The sequence below is a fragment of the Alistipes sp. DJF_B185 genome, assembly GCF_964250025.1.
Lineage (GTDB): Bacteria > Bacteroidota > Bacteroidia > Bacteroidales > Rikenellaceae > Alistipes > Alistipes finegoldii.
In genome coordinates, this window is sequence record NZ_CAXUDY010000002.1 from 86,047 (window position 1) to 103,613 (window position 17,567).

General features: G+C 60.3%; 15 protein-coding genes. 8 read left to right on the forward strand and 7 right to left on the reverse strand.

Annotated elements, in window-relative coordinates:
- Positions 1–113: 113 nt before the first annotated feature.
- Positions 114–524: a hypothetical protein gene (locus tag ACESTR_RS03555; protein ID WP_302575628.1), complete on the reverse strand. Its 411-nt coding sequence runs from the start codon at positions 522–524 to the stop codon at positions 114–116.
- On the opposite strand from ACESTR_RS03555, the gene ACESTR_RS03560 reads away from it, so the two are divergent.
- A complete protein-coding gene (locus ACESTR_RS03560) occupies positions 502–1,518 on the forward strand; it encodes a LacI family DNA-binding transcriptional regulator (protein WP_009598183.1) in 1,017 nt (338 codons plus the stop codon). The genes ACESTR_RS03555 and ACESTR_RS03560 overlap by 23 nt on opposite strands.
- A 160-nt stretch (positions 1,519–1,678) precedes the next feature.
- On the opposite strand, the gene proC is transcribed toward ACESTR_RS03560, so the two are convergent.
- The 3 genes from proC to ACESTR_RS03575 form a co-directional block, all read right to left on the reverse strand.
- Positions 1,679–2,461 (reverse strand): pyrroline-5-carboxylate reductase, encoded by a 783-nt coding sequence (gene proC / locus ACESTR_RS03565; protein WP_130062627.1) that lies wholly within the window; start codon positions 2,459–2,461, stop codon positions 1,679–1,681.
- 110 nt (positions 2,462–2,571) lie between these two features.
- Positions 2,572–3,237 carry a YggS family pyridoxal phosphate-dependent enzyme gene (locus tag ACESTR_RS03570; protein ID WP_130062626.1) on the reverse strand — a complete coding sequence of 222 codons (666 nt, stop codon included), beginning with the start codon at positions 3,235–3,237 and terminating at the stop codon, positions 2,572–2,574.
- Positions 3,238–3,337: 100 nt separating this feature from the next.
- Positions 3,338–4,597, reverse strand: coding sequence for a WD40-like domain containing protein (locus ACESTR_RS03575; protein WP_229100528.1), 1,260 nt, complete (start codon positions 4,595–4,597; stop codon positions 3,338–3,340).
- Positions 4,598–4,778: 181 nt separating this feature from the next.
- Here ACESTR_RS03575 and ACESTR_RS03580 point away from each other — a divergent pair, with 181 nt between their 5' ends.
- Both ACESTR_RS03580 and lpdA read left to right on the forward strand, forming a co-directional pair.
- Entirely contained in the window at positions 4,779–6,473 is a 1,695-nt protein-coding gene (locus tag ACESTR_RS03580) for a C69 family dipeptidase (protein ID WP_014776590.1), read from the forward strand.
- An 87-nt stretch (positions 6,474–6,560) separates the two neighbouring features.
- Positions 6,561–7,937, forward strand: coding sequence for a dihydrolipoyl dehydrogenase (gene lpdA / locus ACESTR_RS03585; protein ID WP_373178829.1), 1,377 nt, complete (start codon positions 6,561–6,563; stop codon positions 7,935–7,937).
- A 153-nt stretch (positions 7,938–8,090) separates the two neighbouring features.
- Here lpdA and ACESTR_RS03590 read toward each other — a convergent pair whose 3' ends face one another.
- Genes ACESTR_RS03590 through ACESTR_RS03600 form a run of 3 tightly spaced genes read right to left on the reverse strand, consistent with a single transcriptional unit; the run spans position 8,091 to position 10,533 of the window.
- Positions 8,091–8,279 carry a PLDc N-terminal domain-containing protein gene (locus ACESTR_RS03590; protein ID WP_022044749.1) on the reverse strand — a complete coding sequence of 63 codons (189 nt, stop codon included), beginning with the start codon at positions 8,277–8,279 and terminating at the stop codon, positions 8,091–8,093.
- A gap of 19 nt (positions 8,280–8,298) precedes the next feature.
- A complete protein-coding gene (gene truA, locus ACESTR_RS03595) occupies positions 8,299–9,063 on the reverse strand; it encodes a tRNA pseudouridine(38-40) synthase TruA (RefSeq protein ID WP_278506515.1) in 765 nt (254 codons plus the stop codon).
- Between the two features lie 39 nt (positions 9,064–9,102).
- Positions 9,103–10,533: an aspartate ammonia-lyase gene (locus ACESTR_RS03600; RefSeq protein WP_278714027.1), complete on the reverse strand. Its 1,431-nt coding sequence runs from the start codon at positions 10,531–10,533 to the stop codon at positions 9,103–9,105.
- Positions 10,534–10,762: 229 nt separating this feature from the next.
- Here ACESTR_RS03600 and dapB point away from each other — a divergent pair, with 229 nt between their 5' ends.
- From dapB to ACESTR_RS03625, 5 genes are all read left to right on the forward strand, one after another.
- Positions 10,763–11,518 carry a 4-hydroxy-tetrahydrodipicolinate reductase gene (gene dapB / locus ACESTR_RS03605; RefSeq protein WP_014776595.1) on the forward strand — a complete coding sequence of 252 codons (756 nt, stop codon included), beginning with the start codon at positions 10,763–10,765 and terminating at the stop codon, positions 11,516–11,518.
- Positions 11,519–11,528: 10 nt separating this feature from the next.
- The gene (gene lepB / locus ACESTR_RS03610) at positions 11,529–12,881 is read left to right on the forward strand and encodes a signal peptidase I (RefSeq protein ID WP_009598288.1); all 1,353 of its coding nucleotides are present in this window, start codon (positions 11,529–11,531) and stop codon (positions 12,879–12,881) included.
- Between the two features lies 1 nt (position 12,882).
- Positions 12,883–13,491: an IMPACT family protein gene (locus ACESTR_RS03615; RefSeq protein ID WP_009598216.1), complete on the forward strand. Its 609-nt coding sequence runs from the start codon at positions 12,883–12,885 to the stop codon at positions 13,489–13,491.
- A gap of 68 nt (positions 13,492–13,559) precedes the next feature.
- The gene (gene uvrA, locus ACESTR_RS03620; RefSeq protein ID WP_278506512.1) at positions 13,560–16,349 is read left to right on the forward strand and encodes an excinuclease ABC subunit UvrA; all 2,790 of its coding nucleotides are present in this window, start codon (positions 13,560–13,562) and stop codon (positions 16,347–16,349) included.
- A 2-nt stretch (positions 16,350–16,351) separates the two neighbouring features.
- The gene (locus tag ACESTR_RS03625) at positions 16,352–17,566 is read left to right on the forward strand and encodes a M16 family metallopeptidase (RefSeq protein ID WP_014776599.1); all 1,215 of its coding nucleotides are present in this window, start codon (positions 16,352–16,354) and stop codon (positions 17,564–17,566) included.
- Position 17,567: the final 1 nt, after the last annotated feature.

A 17,567-nucleotide genomic window follows, 5' to 3' on the forward strand; every position in this document is an offset into this window, starting at 1 on the left:
CAGATTATCAATATCAGGTATTGCGCAATCGTTTGTGCAATCACATATGCAAGTATAAAGACAATAAAAGAAAATTACAAGCTTTTTTATGGTATTTTTTCATATGCCTATCATTATTTTCTTGCCGCATCCGAAAAAATGGCTACTTTTGTTCGAAACAAAAACCGGGCAACAATCCGCGCCGGTGTATTCGGACAGGCAGACAGAGCCGGAGAACAGGATGGAAAGCAGGTCGGGAAACAGGCGGGAAGCAGGTCGGAGAGCAGGCCGGAGAACAAGCCGGTAAACAAGCCGGTAAACAGGTTGGTAAACAGGTTGGTAAACAGGTTGGAGAGCTGACCGGAAGAACCGGAAGAACCGGAAGAACCGGAAGAACCGGAAGAACCGGAAGAACCGGAAGAACCGGAAACGGGGCCGGCATCCATACGGGTTCCGGCATCCATACGGGTTCCGGCATCCATACGGGTTCCGGCATCCATAAATAATATAACAGAACGCCGCATGAAAGAGACGCTGGTCACCATATCCAAACGGACCGGATTCGCCATATCGACCGTTTCGCGGGTACTGAACGGACAGGCGGAGAAATACCGCATCAGCCGGAAAACCGTCGAGCTGATCCTCGCCGAAGCCAGACGGTGCGACTACACGCCGAGCCTTCTGGCAAAAGGACTGCGCATGAAACGCACCAATACGCTGGGCTTACTGATTCCGCAGGTGTCGAACCCCTATTTCGCCGACATCGCCAGCGCCATCATCCGGGAAGCCCGCAGCCACGGATATACGGTAATGGTGGTCGATACCATGGAGAACGAAGAAAACGAGCAGGAGGGCATCCGGACGATGCTTTCGCGCCGGGTGGACGGCATCGTGGCCGTTCCGTGCGGCCGGACGCCCGACCACCTCGAAAAGGTGAACCGCTCGGTTCCCGTCATGCTGGTGGACCGCAGTTTCGAGCGAACCTCGCTGCCGTACGTCTGCACCGACAACTACCGCGGAGGCGTGGAGGCGACCCGGATTCTGCTGCAGAGAGGACACCGCAGAATCGCCTGCATACAGGGCGTTCCCCATTCGATGCCGAACCGCCGGCGCGTGCAGGGTTATCTCGACGCGCTCCGACAAGCGGGACTGCAGGAGGAAGCCATCATAACCGGCGACGCATTCTCGCTGGAGAACGGCTACCGGCAGACCAAGCTCGCCGTGGCAGGTCCCGACCGTCCCACGGCGATATTCGCCCTGAGCAATACGATCCTGCTCGGCGCGGTCAAAGCCATCCGCGAATCGGGTTTGCGGATCCCCGAAGATATTTCCGTGGTGTCGTTCGACGACAATCCCTATCTGGATTTTCTGGTTCCGGCCATAACCCGCATCGGCCAGCCCGTCGAAGAGATCGGGAAAACAGCCGTCAGGCTGCTGCTGGAGAGCATCCGGGAGGAGGTACGCTGCCGGACGCAGCTGCAACTGCCGCCTGAAAGGATCGTCCGCGACTCGGTCGCAAACCCGCGTACCGCAAAGTAACGTCCGCTCCGGACATACCCCCGCCGCAGTCACAAGACAAGCGCCGGCATCCAAGTCCGGTCGAACGCGCACGACACGTCCTCCGCGGCGCTCCTGCACACTGACATGACAGACAAAAAAGCCCGGACGTCCGGTCCGGGCTTTTTTACGAAAAATCCGATTACTTTTTATCCTGAATCGCGTCCACGGCGTCGATCACCGCGCCGCGGAAACCTTTGCGTTCGAGTTCGGCGACGCCGACGATCGTCGTGCCGCCGGGCGAACAAACCGCATCCTTCATCGCGCCGGGATGCTGTCCCGTCGCCAGCTGCAATTTGCCCGTGCCGACGACCATCTGGCTGACCATGCGGTAGGCATCGGCGCGTGCGATGCCGTGTTTGACGGCGGCGTCGGCGAGCGCTTCGATGAACATCGCCACGAACGCGGGACCGCAGCCGCAGATCGTCCCGGCAAGTCCCAGCAGGGGAGTATCGACCTGCATCACCAGCCCGACGTGCGAAAACAGCCGCTCCGTCTCTTTCCACTCGGCATCGGAGAGCGAGTGGAGGCGTTCGCAGACAACGATTCCCTCGCCGACGGCGACCGGCGTGTTGGGAACCGTACTGAGATGGTGCGTTCCGGGCGCAAGTATGGTTTCGTACTTTCCGAACGTCATGCCGGCAGCCACCGAAACGACGATTTTCCCGGCCAGCAGCTCCTTCACAGGCGACAAAACCGCTTCGACCTGATGGGGTTTCACGGCTACGATCACCATGTCGGCGAACTCCGCGACACGGGCGGCATCGTCGAAAGCCAGAAAGCCTTTCGGCTCCGTATTGCGCCGCAGTTTGGCCCGGTCGCGGGCGCAGGCGCCGATCTGGCAGGGCTTCAACGCCCCCGTCGCGGCAAACCCTTCGGCAAGAGCCTGCGCCATATTTCCGAATCCGATAAATCCTACCTTCATAATACGATTCATTTTTCAAATTTAGGCTTCATTCCGGCTGTCCGCCGTTTATAATCCCGCTCCTGCGCGCCTCCGGGGATTTACGCAGCCGGAACGGACGGCTTCTCCGTTTACTTCGCGTAGTCCCTCTCCCCGAAAATCAGCGACCCGACGCGCACCATGTTCGACCCGCACTCGACGGCGAAGGGGTAGTCGTGCGACATGCCCATCGACAACACGTTGAACCGCGCCCCGAAATAGGGCTGCAAGAGGTCGAAACAGCGTTTCAGCTCCGTGAAATCCCGGCGGATAACCTCCCCGTCGTCGGTATTGGTCGCAATGCCCATCACGCCGCGGACGCAGACATCGGGCATCCGGGCGAAGGGCGCCGTGCCGACATACCGCATAAGCTCCCCGATCTCCCAGCCCGACTTGGTCTCTTCGTCGGCGACATGTATCTCCAGCAGAATCTCGATCGTGCGGCCGCATTTGGTGGCCTCGCGCTGGATGGCTTCGGCCAGACGCGCGCTGTCCACCGAATGGATCAGCGAGACGAACGGCGCGATATATTTGATCTTGTTGGTCTGCAGGTGGCCGATCATGTGCCACTCGATATCTTGGGGCAGCGCCTCGTATTTTTCGCGCAGCTCCTGCGGACGGCTCTCGCCGAAGACGCGGTGTCCCGCGTCGTAGGCTTCGCGTATCGCCTCCACGGGGTGGGTCTTCGACACGGCGACCAGCGTGACGTCTTCGGGCAGCGTGCTGCGCACGAACGATAATTGACATGCTATAGACATAGTAAGCTTGATTTCGATGCGTAAAAATACGCAAAATTCGTACAAGACGGAACAAGCCCGGAAAAATTCCGGGCCTGCATGCCGTTATTTTCCCGCAGGATCAGCGCACCAGCACGATTTCCGTACAGTAAACGGTCCCGGAAAAGATGTCGAGCGACTTCGCCGCACGGTCGTAGACCTGCACCCGGCTTCCGCCGTCGCCCAAGTCGCAGAGCATGTAAATACGATCCTGAATATCGCTGTCGGGAAAAGTCACGGCCGTTACCGAGCGTACGGCGGCCGGCACCGCCGCCAGCACCTCTCCGAAGGTCATCGCCGCGGGATCGTACAGCCGGAGTTCCGTCGCGCCGTCCTTCACCACGGCATAGCCGCAGCAGACGGAGTGTTTCGGTCCGGCGGCATCGGACGCGGATTCCACGATCCAGAAGGGGATCATCCCGTCGGCATAGACCGGATCGCCGAGCCGCGCTTCGGTGCCTGCCGAACGCATGCCGAACACCATCGGCGTATAGCATCCCTCGGCGTTGTTCACGGAGAGCATCACATAGCCGTCGCTGTTCATCACGAAGGGACTGCCGGTCAGCATTCCGGCGCCGATACCCTCCGGCATCCGCCACGAAGGCGGCACGACGACGCTGGTGCGGGTTTCGGTCATGCCCAGAATGATGCAGTAATTGTCTTCGCACAACAGGTAGGCGGCTTCCGAATTGGGCAGCACGCCGGTCGTCACGACACGGTCGCCGCCGGAATTTCTGAAATAGCGCATCGTCAGGTCGTAGAAGGCGGCCGACCGTTTTCCGCCGTCGAGCGAGAGTCCGAAGATGCAGTTCGAACCGGGGCGGTTCACCGGATGGATGAAGTGGCTGCCGGGGAACCGTTCGGTGCGGACGATTTCGCCCGTTTGCATGTCGAATTCGCTGATTGCGACCTCGCCCGTATCGTCATTGCAAACCCCGTAGAGCGTATACGACGCAGGTGGCGTGCCGTCGGAAACGGAGATCCTGCCGAGCGGCATGGCTTTGCCGCGGCGGAAAAGCTTCACCTCGGCCGTACCCGCAGGATAGCCGCCGGGAGCGAGGAACGTGATGCTCGACTCGGTGCGGGAGGTCACTACGCCCCAGACGCCGTCGGCGTAGCCTTCGCTGATCGCCGCGTTGGTCAGGGGCCACGCGATGCGCAGCATGATGTCGTCGCCGGCTTCGAATCCTTTGGCCGAAACGGTCACCTCGTCGCCGGGGGCGAACGTCCGCGCCTCGGAGGGCATCACCACGTCGGTTACGAAAGGGATTCCTTCGCCGTCGTCCGAACTGCATGCGCAGAGGAAAGTTCCGAGCAGCAGCAAAAGCAGGTATTTCTTCATCGTCGTCAGTCTGTTGTCATCCTCCGGCACCGGGGGAGGGCCGGAATACGACCGGTTCGCATTCGACGCAAAGATAAGGTTTAACGCCCTTATATCCAAATAAAATCGCGCTTTTCACCCGCGCGGCGTTTTGCCGTTTAGGATTTGTTTCGTACATTTGGAATCAAAACCTTAGAAATCTATGAAAAAACTCCGCTATTGCCTTGCTGCAACGGCCGTATTCGCCTACGGCGCGGCAGCGGCCTGCACCAATTTCATCGTCACCAAGGGAGCCTCGACCGACGGTTCGGCCATGGTCTCCTATGCCGCCGACTCGCACGCGCTGTACGGCGCGCTGTACCACACACCCGGCGGAAGCCACAAGGCCGGCACCATGATGCCCGTCTACGAATGGGACACGGGACGCTATCTGACCGACATTCCCCAGCTGCGCGAGACCTACTCGACGGTGGGCAACATGAACGAACATTCGCTCATCATCGGCGAGACGACATACGGCGGCCGGCCGGAACTGGCCGACTCGACCGGACTGATCGACTACGGTTCGCTGATTTACATCACGCTCCAGCGTGCGAAGACGGCCCGCGAGGCCATCGCCACGATCGCCGAGCTGGCCAACACCTACGGCTATGCGTCGAGCGGCGAATCGTTCTCGATCGTCGACCGCGACGAAGTGTGGATCATGGAGCTGATCGGCAAGGGATACAAGGCCGACGGCAAGGGCGGCAACGCCAACAAGGGCATCGTATGGGTCGCACGCCGCATTCCCGACGGATATGTTTCGGCGCACGCCAATCAGGCGCGCATCACGACCTTCCCGAAGAACGACCCCGAAAACTGCCTTTACGCGCCCGACGTCGTTTCGTTCGCCCGCGAAATGGGGTATTACGACGGCCCCGACGCGGATTTCAGTTTCTGCGACGCATATGCGCCGCTCGACTTCGGCGCCCTGCGCGCCTGCGAAGCCCGCGTCTGGGCCTTCTTCCGCACGGTGGCCGACGATATGGACCGATACGCGGATTATGCGATGGGCCACAACGCCGCGAACCGCATGCCCCTGTGGGTCATGCCCCGCGAAAAAGTGTCGCCCAAAACGGTCTTCGACTGCATGCGCGACCATTACGAGGGAACCCCGATGGACATGACCGCCGACATCGGCGCGGGCGGCAGTGCATGCCCTTACCGCTGGCGTCCGATGGAGTTCGAGGTGGACGGCGTGAGCTATGTCAACGAACGCGCGACGGCTACGCAGCAGACCGGATTCTGGTTCGTGGCGCAGGCCCGGCCGTGGAATCCCGCCGACATGGGCATCCTCTGGTTCGGCGTGGACGACGCGGCGACTTCGTGCCTGACGCCGATCTACTGCTCGGCGCAGGAGGTTCCCGCATGCCTGAGCGAGCAGAACGGCTCGATGCTCGAATATTCGCCCACGGCGGCGTTCTGGCTCTTCAACCGGGTCACCAACTTCGCCTACATGCGTTACGACATGATTTCGGCCGACATCCGCAAAGTCGTGGACAAGTGGGAGAACGGCATGCTGAAAACCGTACGCGAGGTGGACGCCGAAGCGCTGTCGCTCTCGCCCAAAGCGCGCGGCAAGTTCCTCACGGCGTTCAGCACGGCGACGGCGCAGCAGTTGTTCGACCGTTGGTCTAAGCTGGACAAATACCTGCTGGTGAAATATATGGACGGCAACGTCAAGAGCGAGAAAGCCGACGTGCTGACCTTCCTCGACGGCGACGGCGGACCGGCGCACTTCGTGGACAACGGCAACGGCAGGAACATTCCCGACAAGATCCAGTTCCCCGGTTACAACGAGAAATGGAAGCGCGCCGTGGCGAAGGACAACGGAGAAATCCTCCGGGTCGTAAAATAACGCGGCAAAGCCCCTTCCGGCAAATCCCGTCCCGACGGGCCGGACCGAGAGGGGAACGGTAACGGACAACAAACATTCAACCGAATTATGAAATACGATATTATCGTCGTGGGAAGCGGACCGGGCGGCTACGTCGCCGCCATACGCGCTTCGCAGCTGGGCCGCAAAGTGGCGCTCGTGGAGCGGGCCGAAGCCGGGGGCGTGTGCCTCAACTGGGGCTGCATCCCGACCAAGGCGCTGCTGAAAAGCGCGCAGGTTTACACCTACTGCAAATCGGCCGCACATTACGGGCTCGACCTCACGGGCGAAGTGAAGCCCGATCTGGAAAAAATCGTGGCCCGCTCGCGCGGCGTGGCCGAGACCATGAGCAAAGGCGTGGCCTTCCTGCTGGGCAAGAACAACATCGACCTCATACCGGGATTCGGACGGCTCACGGCCCCCGGAAAACTCGACGTGGACGGCACGGAGTACGAAGCCGACCACATCGTTCTGGCCACGGGGGCGCGCCCGCGCGAAATGGCGTTCATGCCCATCGACGGCGAGCGCGTCATCTCGTCGCGTCAGGCCCTGACGCTTGCGAAACTGCCCGAAACGATGATCGTCGTGGGTTCGGGCGCCATCGGCAGCGAGTTCGCTTGGTTCTATGCGGCGCTGGGGGTCAAAGTCACCGTCGTGGAGTACATGCCCCGCATGATGCCGCTGGAGGACGAAGAGGTGTCGAAGACCATGGAGCGCGCATTCCGCAAACTGCGCGCTGCGGTGCTGACATCGACGACCGTAAAGTCGGTCCGCGTCAATACGGAAGGCCGCTGCGAGGTGGAGATCGAGGGCAAGAAAGGCGCTGAAACCCTGACGGCCGACATCGTGCTTTCGGCCGTGGGCATCAAATCCAACATCGAAAATATCGGTCTCGAAGAGCTGGGCGTCGCCGTCGAGCGGGACAAGGTAGTCGTAGACCAGTTCTACCGCACCAACGTTCCGGGCGTTTACGCCATCGGCGACATCGTGGGCGGCCCCGCGCTGGCGCACGTCGCCTCGGCGGAGGGAATCTGTTGCGTGGAGGCCATATGCGGCCTCAATCCGGCTCCGGTGGACTATTCGACCATTCCGTCGTGCGTCTTCACCTCGCCCGAAGTGGCGTCGGTCGGCATGACCGAGCAGCAGGCGCAGGAACGGGGCATCGCCTACAAGACGGGGCGTTTCCCCTTCACGGCGTCGGGCAAAGCCACGGCCACAGGCGACCGCGACGGCTTCGTGAAACTCCTCTTCGGCGAGGACGATACGCTGCTGGGCGCCCACATGGTCGGCATGAACGTAACGGAGATGATCGCCGAGCCGACGCTGGCACGGATGCTGGGCGCGACGGGCCACCGGATAGCCCGCACGATCCATGCCCACCCGACGATGAACGAGGGCGTCATGGAAGCGGCCGAAGCGGCTATGGGCGCAGCAATCCATCTGTAAGGCCGAATATCGCGCCGAAAAAGAACCGCCCCTTTCCTGCCGAAAGGGGCGGTTTTCGTATCCGCGGCGGCCGGCCTCGCCTTAAAGCGCAACCACGAGACGCATCCCCGGCCCGGAACAAAAAAGAGTCCCGTTTCCGAGACTCTCCGCAGTTTATTTGAACCACTCTTCCAGATGGTCGCGGCCGTAGAAATAATAAACCGCAAGCCCCAGCCAGCTGGTCAGCAGTACCACGATCGCGGCAATGACTTTGCCGGCGGTAGAAATGTTTTTCTTGAAGATGTCCATGACGCACCAGATTGCGCAGGCGACACCGATCAGCCAAATGATAGTTCCGATCATAATTTTAAAGTATTAGAGTTTAGTAAAACATTTTTCGTTCGAATACACCGGGCGGATAGACCACGTCGCTCAGAAACAACCCCTGCGCCGGAGCGCCGCCGCTCGACCGCGAAAGGTCGCGGCTCCCGACGATCTCGCGGAAGCCGTCGGGCGTATAGCGCCCGCGTCCCACATCGACCAGCGTCCCGACCAGCGACCGGACCATGTTGCGCAGAAAACGGTTGGCGCGGATCGTGAAGCAGAGCACGCCACGTTCGTCGGCCGTCCATGCCGCGTGCATGATGCGGCAGATATTGGTCTTGTTGTTCGAATTGAGCTTGGCGAACGAGGTGAAGTCGTCGTATTCCAACAACGCCGCCGCCGCCTCGTTCATCCGGTCCATGTCCAGCGGCACGTAATACTGCCACGTCGCATCCCGCGTAAAGGGATTCTTGCGCGGTTCGATATAGTAACGGTATTCGCGTTCGCGGGCCGCGAAACGCGCGTGCGCATCCGCTCCGACGGGCGTCATGCTCCCGACGGCGATGTCACCCGGAAGCAGGAAATTCAGTTTGTAGACGACCTGCGCCGGATCGGGCACCGGTTCCTCACAGTCGAAATGCGCCACGTAATAGGAAGCGTTGACGCCCGTATCGGTGCGGCCCGCCCCCGTCACCTCGATTTTTTCGCGCAGCAGGGTAGTGAGCGCCCGCTCCAGCGTCTGCTGCACCGACGGCATGTCGGGCTGGCGCTGCCAGCCGCAGTAGGCGGCTCCGTTGTACCGAAGTTCGAGAAAATAACGCATGGCGATCAATGAGGTTTCCGCAAAAATACAAAAAATTTTCTAACGCCGCGGCCTGATATTCAGTTTTACGGGACGGATCATGTTTTCGGGTTTCAGCACCTCGTCCAGCTCCTCGCGGCTCAGGATGCCGTGTTCGAGTACCAGCTCGTAAACGCCGCGCCCGGTTTCCAGCGCCTCCCTGGCGATTTTCGTCGAATTCTTGTACCCGATGATCGGATTGAGCGCCGTCACCACGCCGATACTGTTGTGCACGTACTGCAGGCACTTCTCCTCGTTGGCCGTGATGCCCTCGACACAGCGGATGCGCAGCGTGTCGAAACCGTTGACAAGCAGTTCGGCGGACTCGAAACAGCACTGGGCCATCACCGGCTCCATGGCGTTCAGCTCCATTTGCGCAGCTTCGTCGGCCATCGTCACGCAGAGTTCGTTGCCGATGACCTTGAAGGCGATCTGGTTCATCACTTCGGGAATCACCGGATTGACCTTGCCGGGCATGATCGACGAACCGGGCTGACGGGCCGGCAGGTTGAATTCGCCCAGCCCGCAGCGGGGTCCCGAAGAGAGCAGACGCAGGTCGTTGCAGATTTTGTTCATCTTCGAGGCGATGCGCTTCATGGCCGAAGAGTAGCCGACCATGCAGACCGTGTCCGAAGTGGCACCCACGAGATCCTCGGCCTGTTTCACGTCCCAGCCCGTAATCTCCCGGATGGCGGCCGTACAGCGCTCGGCATAGCCCGGTTCGGCGCAGATGCCGGTACCGATGGCCGTGGCGCCCATGTTGATAGACAGAAACTCCGAAGCCGCATGGTCGAGGTTCTCGACTTCGCCCTGCAGGACGCTCGCAAAGCCGTGGAAAGTCTGGCCGAGGGTCATCGGTACGGCGTCCTGCAACTGCGTGCGGCCCATCTTGAGCACGTGGGCGAACTCTTCGCCCTTGCGGGCAAAGGAGGCGATCAGCTCCATGAGGTGTTTGCGCAGTTCGAGGTGCGTGGCATAAAGTCCGAGGTGGATCGCCGAAGGGTAGGCGTCGTTGGTAGACTGCGAGCAGTTGACATGGTCGTTGGGCGAGCAGTACTGGTATTCGCCGCGCGCGTGCCCCATGATCTCCAGCGCACGGTTGGCGATCACCTCGTTGGCGTTCATGTTGGTGGTGGTGCCCGCACCGCCCTGAATCATGTCCACGGGGAAGAATTCGTGGAATTTGCCCTCCATGATTTCACGGCAGGCCTGCGAAATGGCGTTGAAAAGCTCGTCCGAAAGCAGCCCCATGTCGTGATTGGCGACGGCGGCGCCCAGTTTCACGATCGCCAGCCCCCGGATAAAGAGGGGATACTCGCACAACCGGAACTTGCTGATCGGGAAATTCTCCAGCCCGCGCATGGTCTGCACGCCGTACAATACGTTTTCCGGCACCTCAACACACCCAAGCAGGTCGCACTCGGTGCGTGTCTTTTTCTGTTCTTTTTCCATACTCATTACAAACTATAAAGATTAAAGCCTTCTTTCATTTCGAATTAAAATCGAACAACCATTTAAAGTTAATAAATATTTCCCGAACAGAAAAATATTTTCCTGCTCTTCGTCCGTTCAGCGTCCATTGGAAAGACAAACGCGCCCGCGGCGGCGGTTGAAAAATTTGGCAGTGCGGCCGGGTTGTATTATCTTTGTACGAATTTGCACGACAATAAAGACGGAAAGCATGAAAGCAGCTATCATAGGTTACGGCAAAATGGGCCGCGAGATCGAAAAAATACTCATCGAACGCGGTCACGACGTGACGCTCGTGATCGACACCGACAACGCCGCGGACCTCAACGCCGCGAATCTCGCCGGAGTGGACGTGGCGCTGGAATTCACCATGCCCTCGACGGCCTACGCCAATATCCGCACCTGCATCGAAAACGCGACTCCCGTGGTGAGCGGCACCACGGGCTGGACCGACCGCTTGGGCGAGTTGCAGCAATTGTGCCGCGAGAAGGGCGGGGCGCTGTTCTATACTTCGAATTATTGTCTGGGCGTAAACCTGATGTTCCGCCTCAACCGTCAGCTGGCGGCGATGATCGACCGCGTCGGCGGCTATGACGCGAAGATCGAAGAGGTACATCACACCCAGAAGAAGGACGCTCCGAGCGGCACGGCCATCACGCTGGCCGAAGGCGTCATCTCGGAGCTGCACGACAAGACCGCGTGGGTGAACTACGCGCCGGGGATCGAACACGCGACGAACCGGATCGAAACTCCGGCGGACGCCGCCGCGGACCAGCTCGAAATCCGCTCCGTGCGCGAAGGCATGGTTCCGGGCATACACACCGTGACCTACGAATCGGCAGACGATATTCTGGAACTGAAACATACGATTAAGAACCGCCGTACGTTAGCAATGGGGGCTGTCATAGCCGCCGAGTTCTTATGCGGCAGGCAGGGCGTCTACTCGATGGACGACCTGCTGAAATAAATTTACGAATATGGGAAAAATCAAGGCATTCTTCCGCAACAAATGGGTCGGCTTCGCGCTCGCCTCGCTGCTTTACACGCTCTGGTTCGTCGTATGGACCGGCAATCTCTGGATGCTGCTGGGGCTGGCGGTGATCTTCGACCTCTACATCACGAAGTTCTTCTACCGCTACGTCTGGTGCCACAACGCACGTATGTGCCAGCAGAGCAAGGTCTACAAGACCGTATACGAATGGGTAAACGCCATCATCTTCGCCACGGTCGTGGCTTCGCTGGTGCATATCTTCGTCTTCCAGATGTACGTCATCCCGACTTCGTCGATGGAAAAGTCGCTGCTGATCGGCGACTATCTCTATGTGAGCAAAGTGACCTACGGACCGCAGATGCCCAACACGCCGCTGTCGTTCCCGTTCGTGCATCACACGATGCCCTTCTCGCAGACCAAAAAATCGTTCTCCGAAGCCGTCAAGTGGCCGTACCACCGGCTCAAGGGGTTGCGCAAAATCAAACGCAACGACGTGGTGGTCTTCAACTTCCCGGCGGGCGACACCGTCCTTCTGGAGAATCAGAACGCCACCTATTACGACGTGCTGCGCAGCTACGAGGATTCGTTCGGCAAAGAGGAGGGACGCAAGCGTCTGGCCGAAAAATACACCATCATCAGCCGCCCCGTGGACAAACGGGAGAATTACATCAAACGCTGCGTGGCCGTTCCGGGCGACTCGCTCGAAATACGCAACGGGCAGGTGTGGGTGAACGGCGCGCCGCAGGAGGGGATTCCGGGCATCCAGTACCAGTACGCCGTACAGGTGTCGTCGCCCCTTTCGCAGTACGCCATCGAGAATCTCGGCATTACGGAGTACCGGGGCAACGGCTCGGTATACGACATGTTCCTGACCGAAGAGGCCGCCGGGAAAATCGAAGCCCTGAACAACGTGATCTCCGTCCGCCGCTACATTTTCTCCCCCAATACGGAGGTCTTCCCGCAGTGGAAGGAGCCGCACTGGAGTCAGGACAACTACGGACCGATCTGGGTGCCCAAGAAAGGCGCGACGGTGGAGCTGACGGCCGAGAACCTGCCGCTGTTCCGCCGCATCATCGAGACGTACGAGGGGCACTCGCTCGAAGAGCGCGACGGCAAAATATTCATCGACGGAGCCGAGGCCGACAGCTACACGTTCGGCATGGATTACTATTGGATGATGGGCGACAACCGCCACAATTCGGCCGACTCGCGGTTCTGGGGCTTCGTTCCCGAAGACCATATCGTCGGCAAGGCTTCGTTCGTCTGGCTGTCGCTCGACGCGAACAAGTCGTTCCCGGCGAACATCCGCTGGAACCGTCTGTTTACAAAGGTGCGGTAGGGTGGAACCGGAGGACAGCTATCTGACCATTGCGGCGCCCGCCGAGGCGTCGTCGAGGGAGCGGAGCAGCAAGTTCCTCGCCTATGCCTACCCCGTGCAGCAGGAGGAGCAGATACGCGAAATCCTCGACGGACTGCGCAAGAAATACTACGACGCGACGCACCATTGCTACGCATGGCGGCTGGGGCCGGGAGGCGCCGCATTCCGGGCCAACGACGACGGAGAACCGTCGGGAACGGCCGGGAAGCCGATTCTGGGACAGCTGCTTTCGAACAACCTGACGGACTGCCTGATCGTCGTGGTCCGCTACTTCGGCGGCACGAAACTGGGGGTTCCGGGGCTGATCGCCGCATACAGGGAATCGGCGGCGGAGGCGATCGCGGCGGCCCGAATCGTCGAACGCACCGTAGACCGCACGATCCGCGTCGATTTCCCCTACATCGCCATGAACGACATCATGCGCGTCATCAAGGAGCAGCAGCCTAAAATCGCATCGCAGGAGTTCGACAACCTCTGCACGATGGTGCTCACCATCCGCGAAAGCCGCGCCGGGGAGCTGACCGAAAAACTGAAAAAAGCCGGAGGAAGCATCGCCGGCGAGGACATTTGAGAATCGAAAGTTAAAAATCGAAAACCGGAAATGCGGTCCGCCGCATTCCGCGGTTTCAGCGATACGAAATGACACACGAAAAATCCATCTATATCAAAGGCGCGCGGGTCCACAACCTCAAGAACATCGAGGTCGAGATTCCGCACGACAAACTGGTCGTCGTAACGGGCCTTTCGGGTTCGGGAAAATCGACGCTGGCCTTCGACACCATCTTCGCCGAGGGACAGCGCCGCTACGTCGAGAGCCTTTCGGCCTATGCCCGGCAGTTTCTGGGCAAAATCAACAAACCCGACGTGGACATCATCACGGGCATCGCGCCGGCCATCGCCATCGAACAGAAGGTCAATACGCGCAACCCCCGTTCGACGGTGGGCACGACGACCGAGATATACGACTACCTGAAACTGCTGTTCGCCCGCATCGGACACACCTTCTCGCCCGTATCGGGACAGGAGGTGCGCTGCTACAGCGTGGACGACGTGGCGACATACATTCAGGAACTGGGCGAGGGGAGCCGCGCCGTCATCGCCGCGCCGCTCGTGCTGGCCGAAGGGCAGGGGATCATCGAAAAACTGACGCTGCTGCTCTCCGACGGCCTGATGAGAGTCTACACCGACGGTCAGACGCGCCTGATCGAGGAGATACTCCCCTCGATCGACGAAACGACCGGAGCCGCGGATATTCAGGTCGTGATCGACCGCATGCGCATCGCGCCGGACGACGACACGCAAACCCGCATCCGCGACTCCGTGGCGCGCGCCTTCTCCTACGGCGACGGCATCTGCACCGTCATCTCGGACAAGGGCGCGGCCGAATTCTCGTCGCGCTTCGAGGCGGACGGCATCGAATTCGAACATCCGTCGGAACACCTTTTCAGCTTCAACAACCCGCTGGGGGCATGTCCCCGCTGCGAGGGATACGGCAAGGTGATCGGCATCGACGAGGATCTGGTGATTCCCGACAAGGGCAAGACCATCTACGAGGACGCCATCGCCTGCTGGCGGGGCGAGACCATGCGCAAATGGAAGGAAAAGCTGGTGGAGAACGCCTATAAGTTCGATTTCCCGATTCATACGCCGTTTCACGAGCTGACGCAGGAGCAGAAACGGCTGTTGTGGCGCGGCAACCAATATTTCCACGGTCTGGACGAGTTTTTCGCCTACATCGACTCGGAGCGGCGGAAAATCCAGTTCCGCGTGATGAAGGCGCGCTATACGGGCAAGACGACCTGTCCCGAATGCGGGGGCAGCCGCCTGCGCAAAGAGGCGCTTTATGTCCGCATCGGCGGCCGGAACATCGCCGACCTCGTGGTGATGCCGGTGGACGAGCTGATCGTATTCTTCAACGGACTGCAGCTCGACGAACACGACACGAAAACCGCGGCCCGCATCCTGATCGAAATCCGCAGCCGCCTGCAATACCTCGCCGACGTGGGACTGGGCTATCTGACGCTCGACCGGCTTTCATCGACCCTGTCGGGCGGCGAGAGCCAGCGCATCAACCTCTCGACCTCGCTGGGCAGCAACCTCACCGGCTCGCTCTACATCCTCGACGAACCCTCGATCGGCCTGCATCCGCGCGACACCAACCGGCTTATCAAGGTGCTCAGACAACTGCGCGATCTGGGCAACACGGTGATCGTCGTCGAGCACGAGGAAGAGGTGATCCGCGCCGCCGACTACATCGTGGACATAGGTCCCAAGGCGGGTTACAACGGCGGTGAAGTGGTTTTCAGCGGTACGCTGCCGCAGCTTCTGAAAAACAAAAAAAGCCTGACAGCGGATTACCTGACGGGCCGCCGCGCGATCGCCCCGCCCGCCGCGGAACGCGGATGGAGCAGTTCGATCGTCATAAAAGGCGCCCGCGAGAACAACCTGCGCAATATCGACGTGCGGATTCCGCTGGGCGTGATGACCTGCATCACGGGAGTCAGCGGCAGCGGCAAATCGTCGCTGGCCAAGGGAATACTCTATCCGGCACTGCGGCGCATGCTCTTCGACACGGGCGTCAAGCCCGGCGACTTCGACGGCATCGTCGGCGACGTGCAGCTGCTCAAATCGGTCGAGATGATCGACCAGAACCCCATCGGCAAGTCGTCGCGTTCGAATCCCGTGACCTACATCAAGGCCTACGACGAAATCCGGCGGCTGTTCGCCGACCAGCCCTATGCCCAGCATACGGGGCTGGGGGCTTCGGCATTCTCGTTCAACATCGCGGGCGGACGCTGCGAAGAGTGTCAGGGCGAAGGGGTCATCAAGGTCTCGATGCAGTTCATGGCCGACGTCGAACTGGTCTGCGAGGCCTGCGGGGGCAAACGCTTCCGCGACGAGATACTCGAAGTCAAATACCGCGGCAAGTCGATCTACGACGTGCTGGAGATGACCGTAGACGACGCGATCGCGTTCTTCGGCGAGGAGAAAAAGGATTCGACCTGCAAACGGATCGTCGAGCGGCTCAAACCGCTGCAGGACGTGGGGTTGGGCTACATCAAGCTGGGCCAGTCCTCTTCGACCCTGTCGGGCGGCGAGAGCCAGCGCGTGAAGCTGGCGTCGTTCCTGACCAAGGACAGCGCGCAGGGCGGCGTGATGTTCATCTTCGACGAACCGACGACGGGACTTCATTTCCACGACATCAACAAGCTGCTGGCGGCATTCAACGCGCTGATCGAACGGGGACACACGATCGTCATCGTGGAACACAACATGGACGTCATCAAATGCGCCGACTGGGTTGTGGATCTCGGTCCCGAAGCGGGTACGGGCGGCGGAAGAGTCGTATTCGAAGGCACTCCGCGCGCATTGGAACAGTGCCCGGATAGCTATACGGGCAAATTTCTCAGCCTGCGCACGAAATTATAATCATGGAATTCTTCACATACAGATTACCCAACGGCATCCGGGGCATCCACCGTCAGGTGAAAAGCAACGTGGCGCACTGTGCGCTGGTCGTCAATGCCGGAAGCCGCGACGAACACCCCGACCAGTACGGGCTGGCGCATTTTACGGAACACGCCTTCTTCAAGGGCACCCGGCGCCGCCGCGCATGGCAGGTGAACTGCCGGCTGGAAAACCTCGGCGGCGAACTGAACGCCTTCACGACCAAGGAGGACACGACCATTCACGCCACGACCCTGCGGGGCGACTTCCCGAAGGCCGTCGAGCTGATCGCCGACATCGCCTTCCGCTCGACGTTCCCCGACCGGGAGCTGGAACGCGAAAAGGAGGTGATCGCCGACGAGATCAACACCTACAAGGACTCGCCCGCCGACCTGATATACGACACGTTCGAAGAGATGCTGTTCGCCGGCTCGGAGCTGGGCCACAACATTCTGGGCCGCAAAGCCGCGCTCATGCGCTACGACGGCGACGCGATCCGCGCCTTCACCGGCCGCACGCACACGACCGACCAGATGGTCTTCTCTTCGATCGGCAACTTCTCGGCCAAGACGGCCGAGACCGTCGCGGCGCGCTATTTCGCGCAGCAGGCGGCCACGACGCGCGGATTCGTCCGGGCCGCGACCGCACCCCGGCCGCCGTTCGAGAAGACCGTGGTGAAGCATACCCACCAGACACACTGCATCATCGGCGGCCGCGCGTACGGCATCGGCGAAGAGAAACGCCTGCCGCTGGCCCTCGTGACCAATATTCTGGGCGGGCCGTGCGCCAATTCGCTGCTGAACGTCGTGGTGCGCGAGAAAAACGGACTGTCGTACAACATCGAAGCCAGCTACACGCCCTACAGCGACACGGGGATCGTGGCCATCTACTTCAGTTCGGAAAACGGCAACACGGCGCAGTGCATCGACCTGATCGAAGGGGAGCTGCGCAAACTGCGCACCGCGCCGCTGACGGGCCGCCAACTGTCGATGGCGAAAAAACAGTTCATCGCCCAGCTCGCCATTTCGAGCGAGAGCAACGAGGGCTACATGCTCGGCGCCGGAAAAAGTTTCCTGACGCACGACGACGTGGACACGATGGAACAGGTCTACGCCAAGGTGCGTTCGCTGACCGCCGTGCAGCTGACCGAAGTCGCCGAAGAGGTATTCTCCGGCATGTCGAGACTGATTTATAAATAAG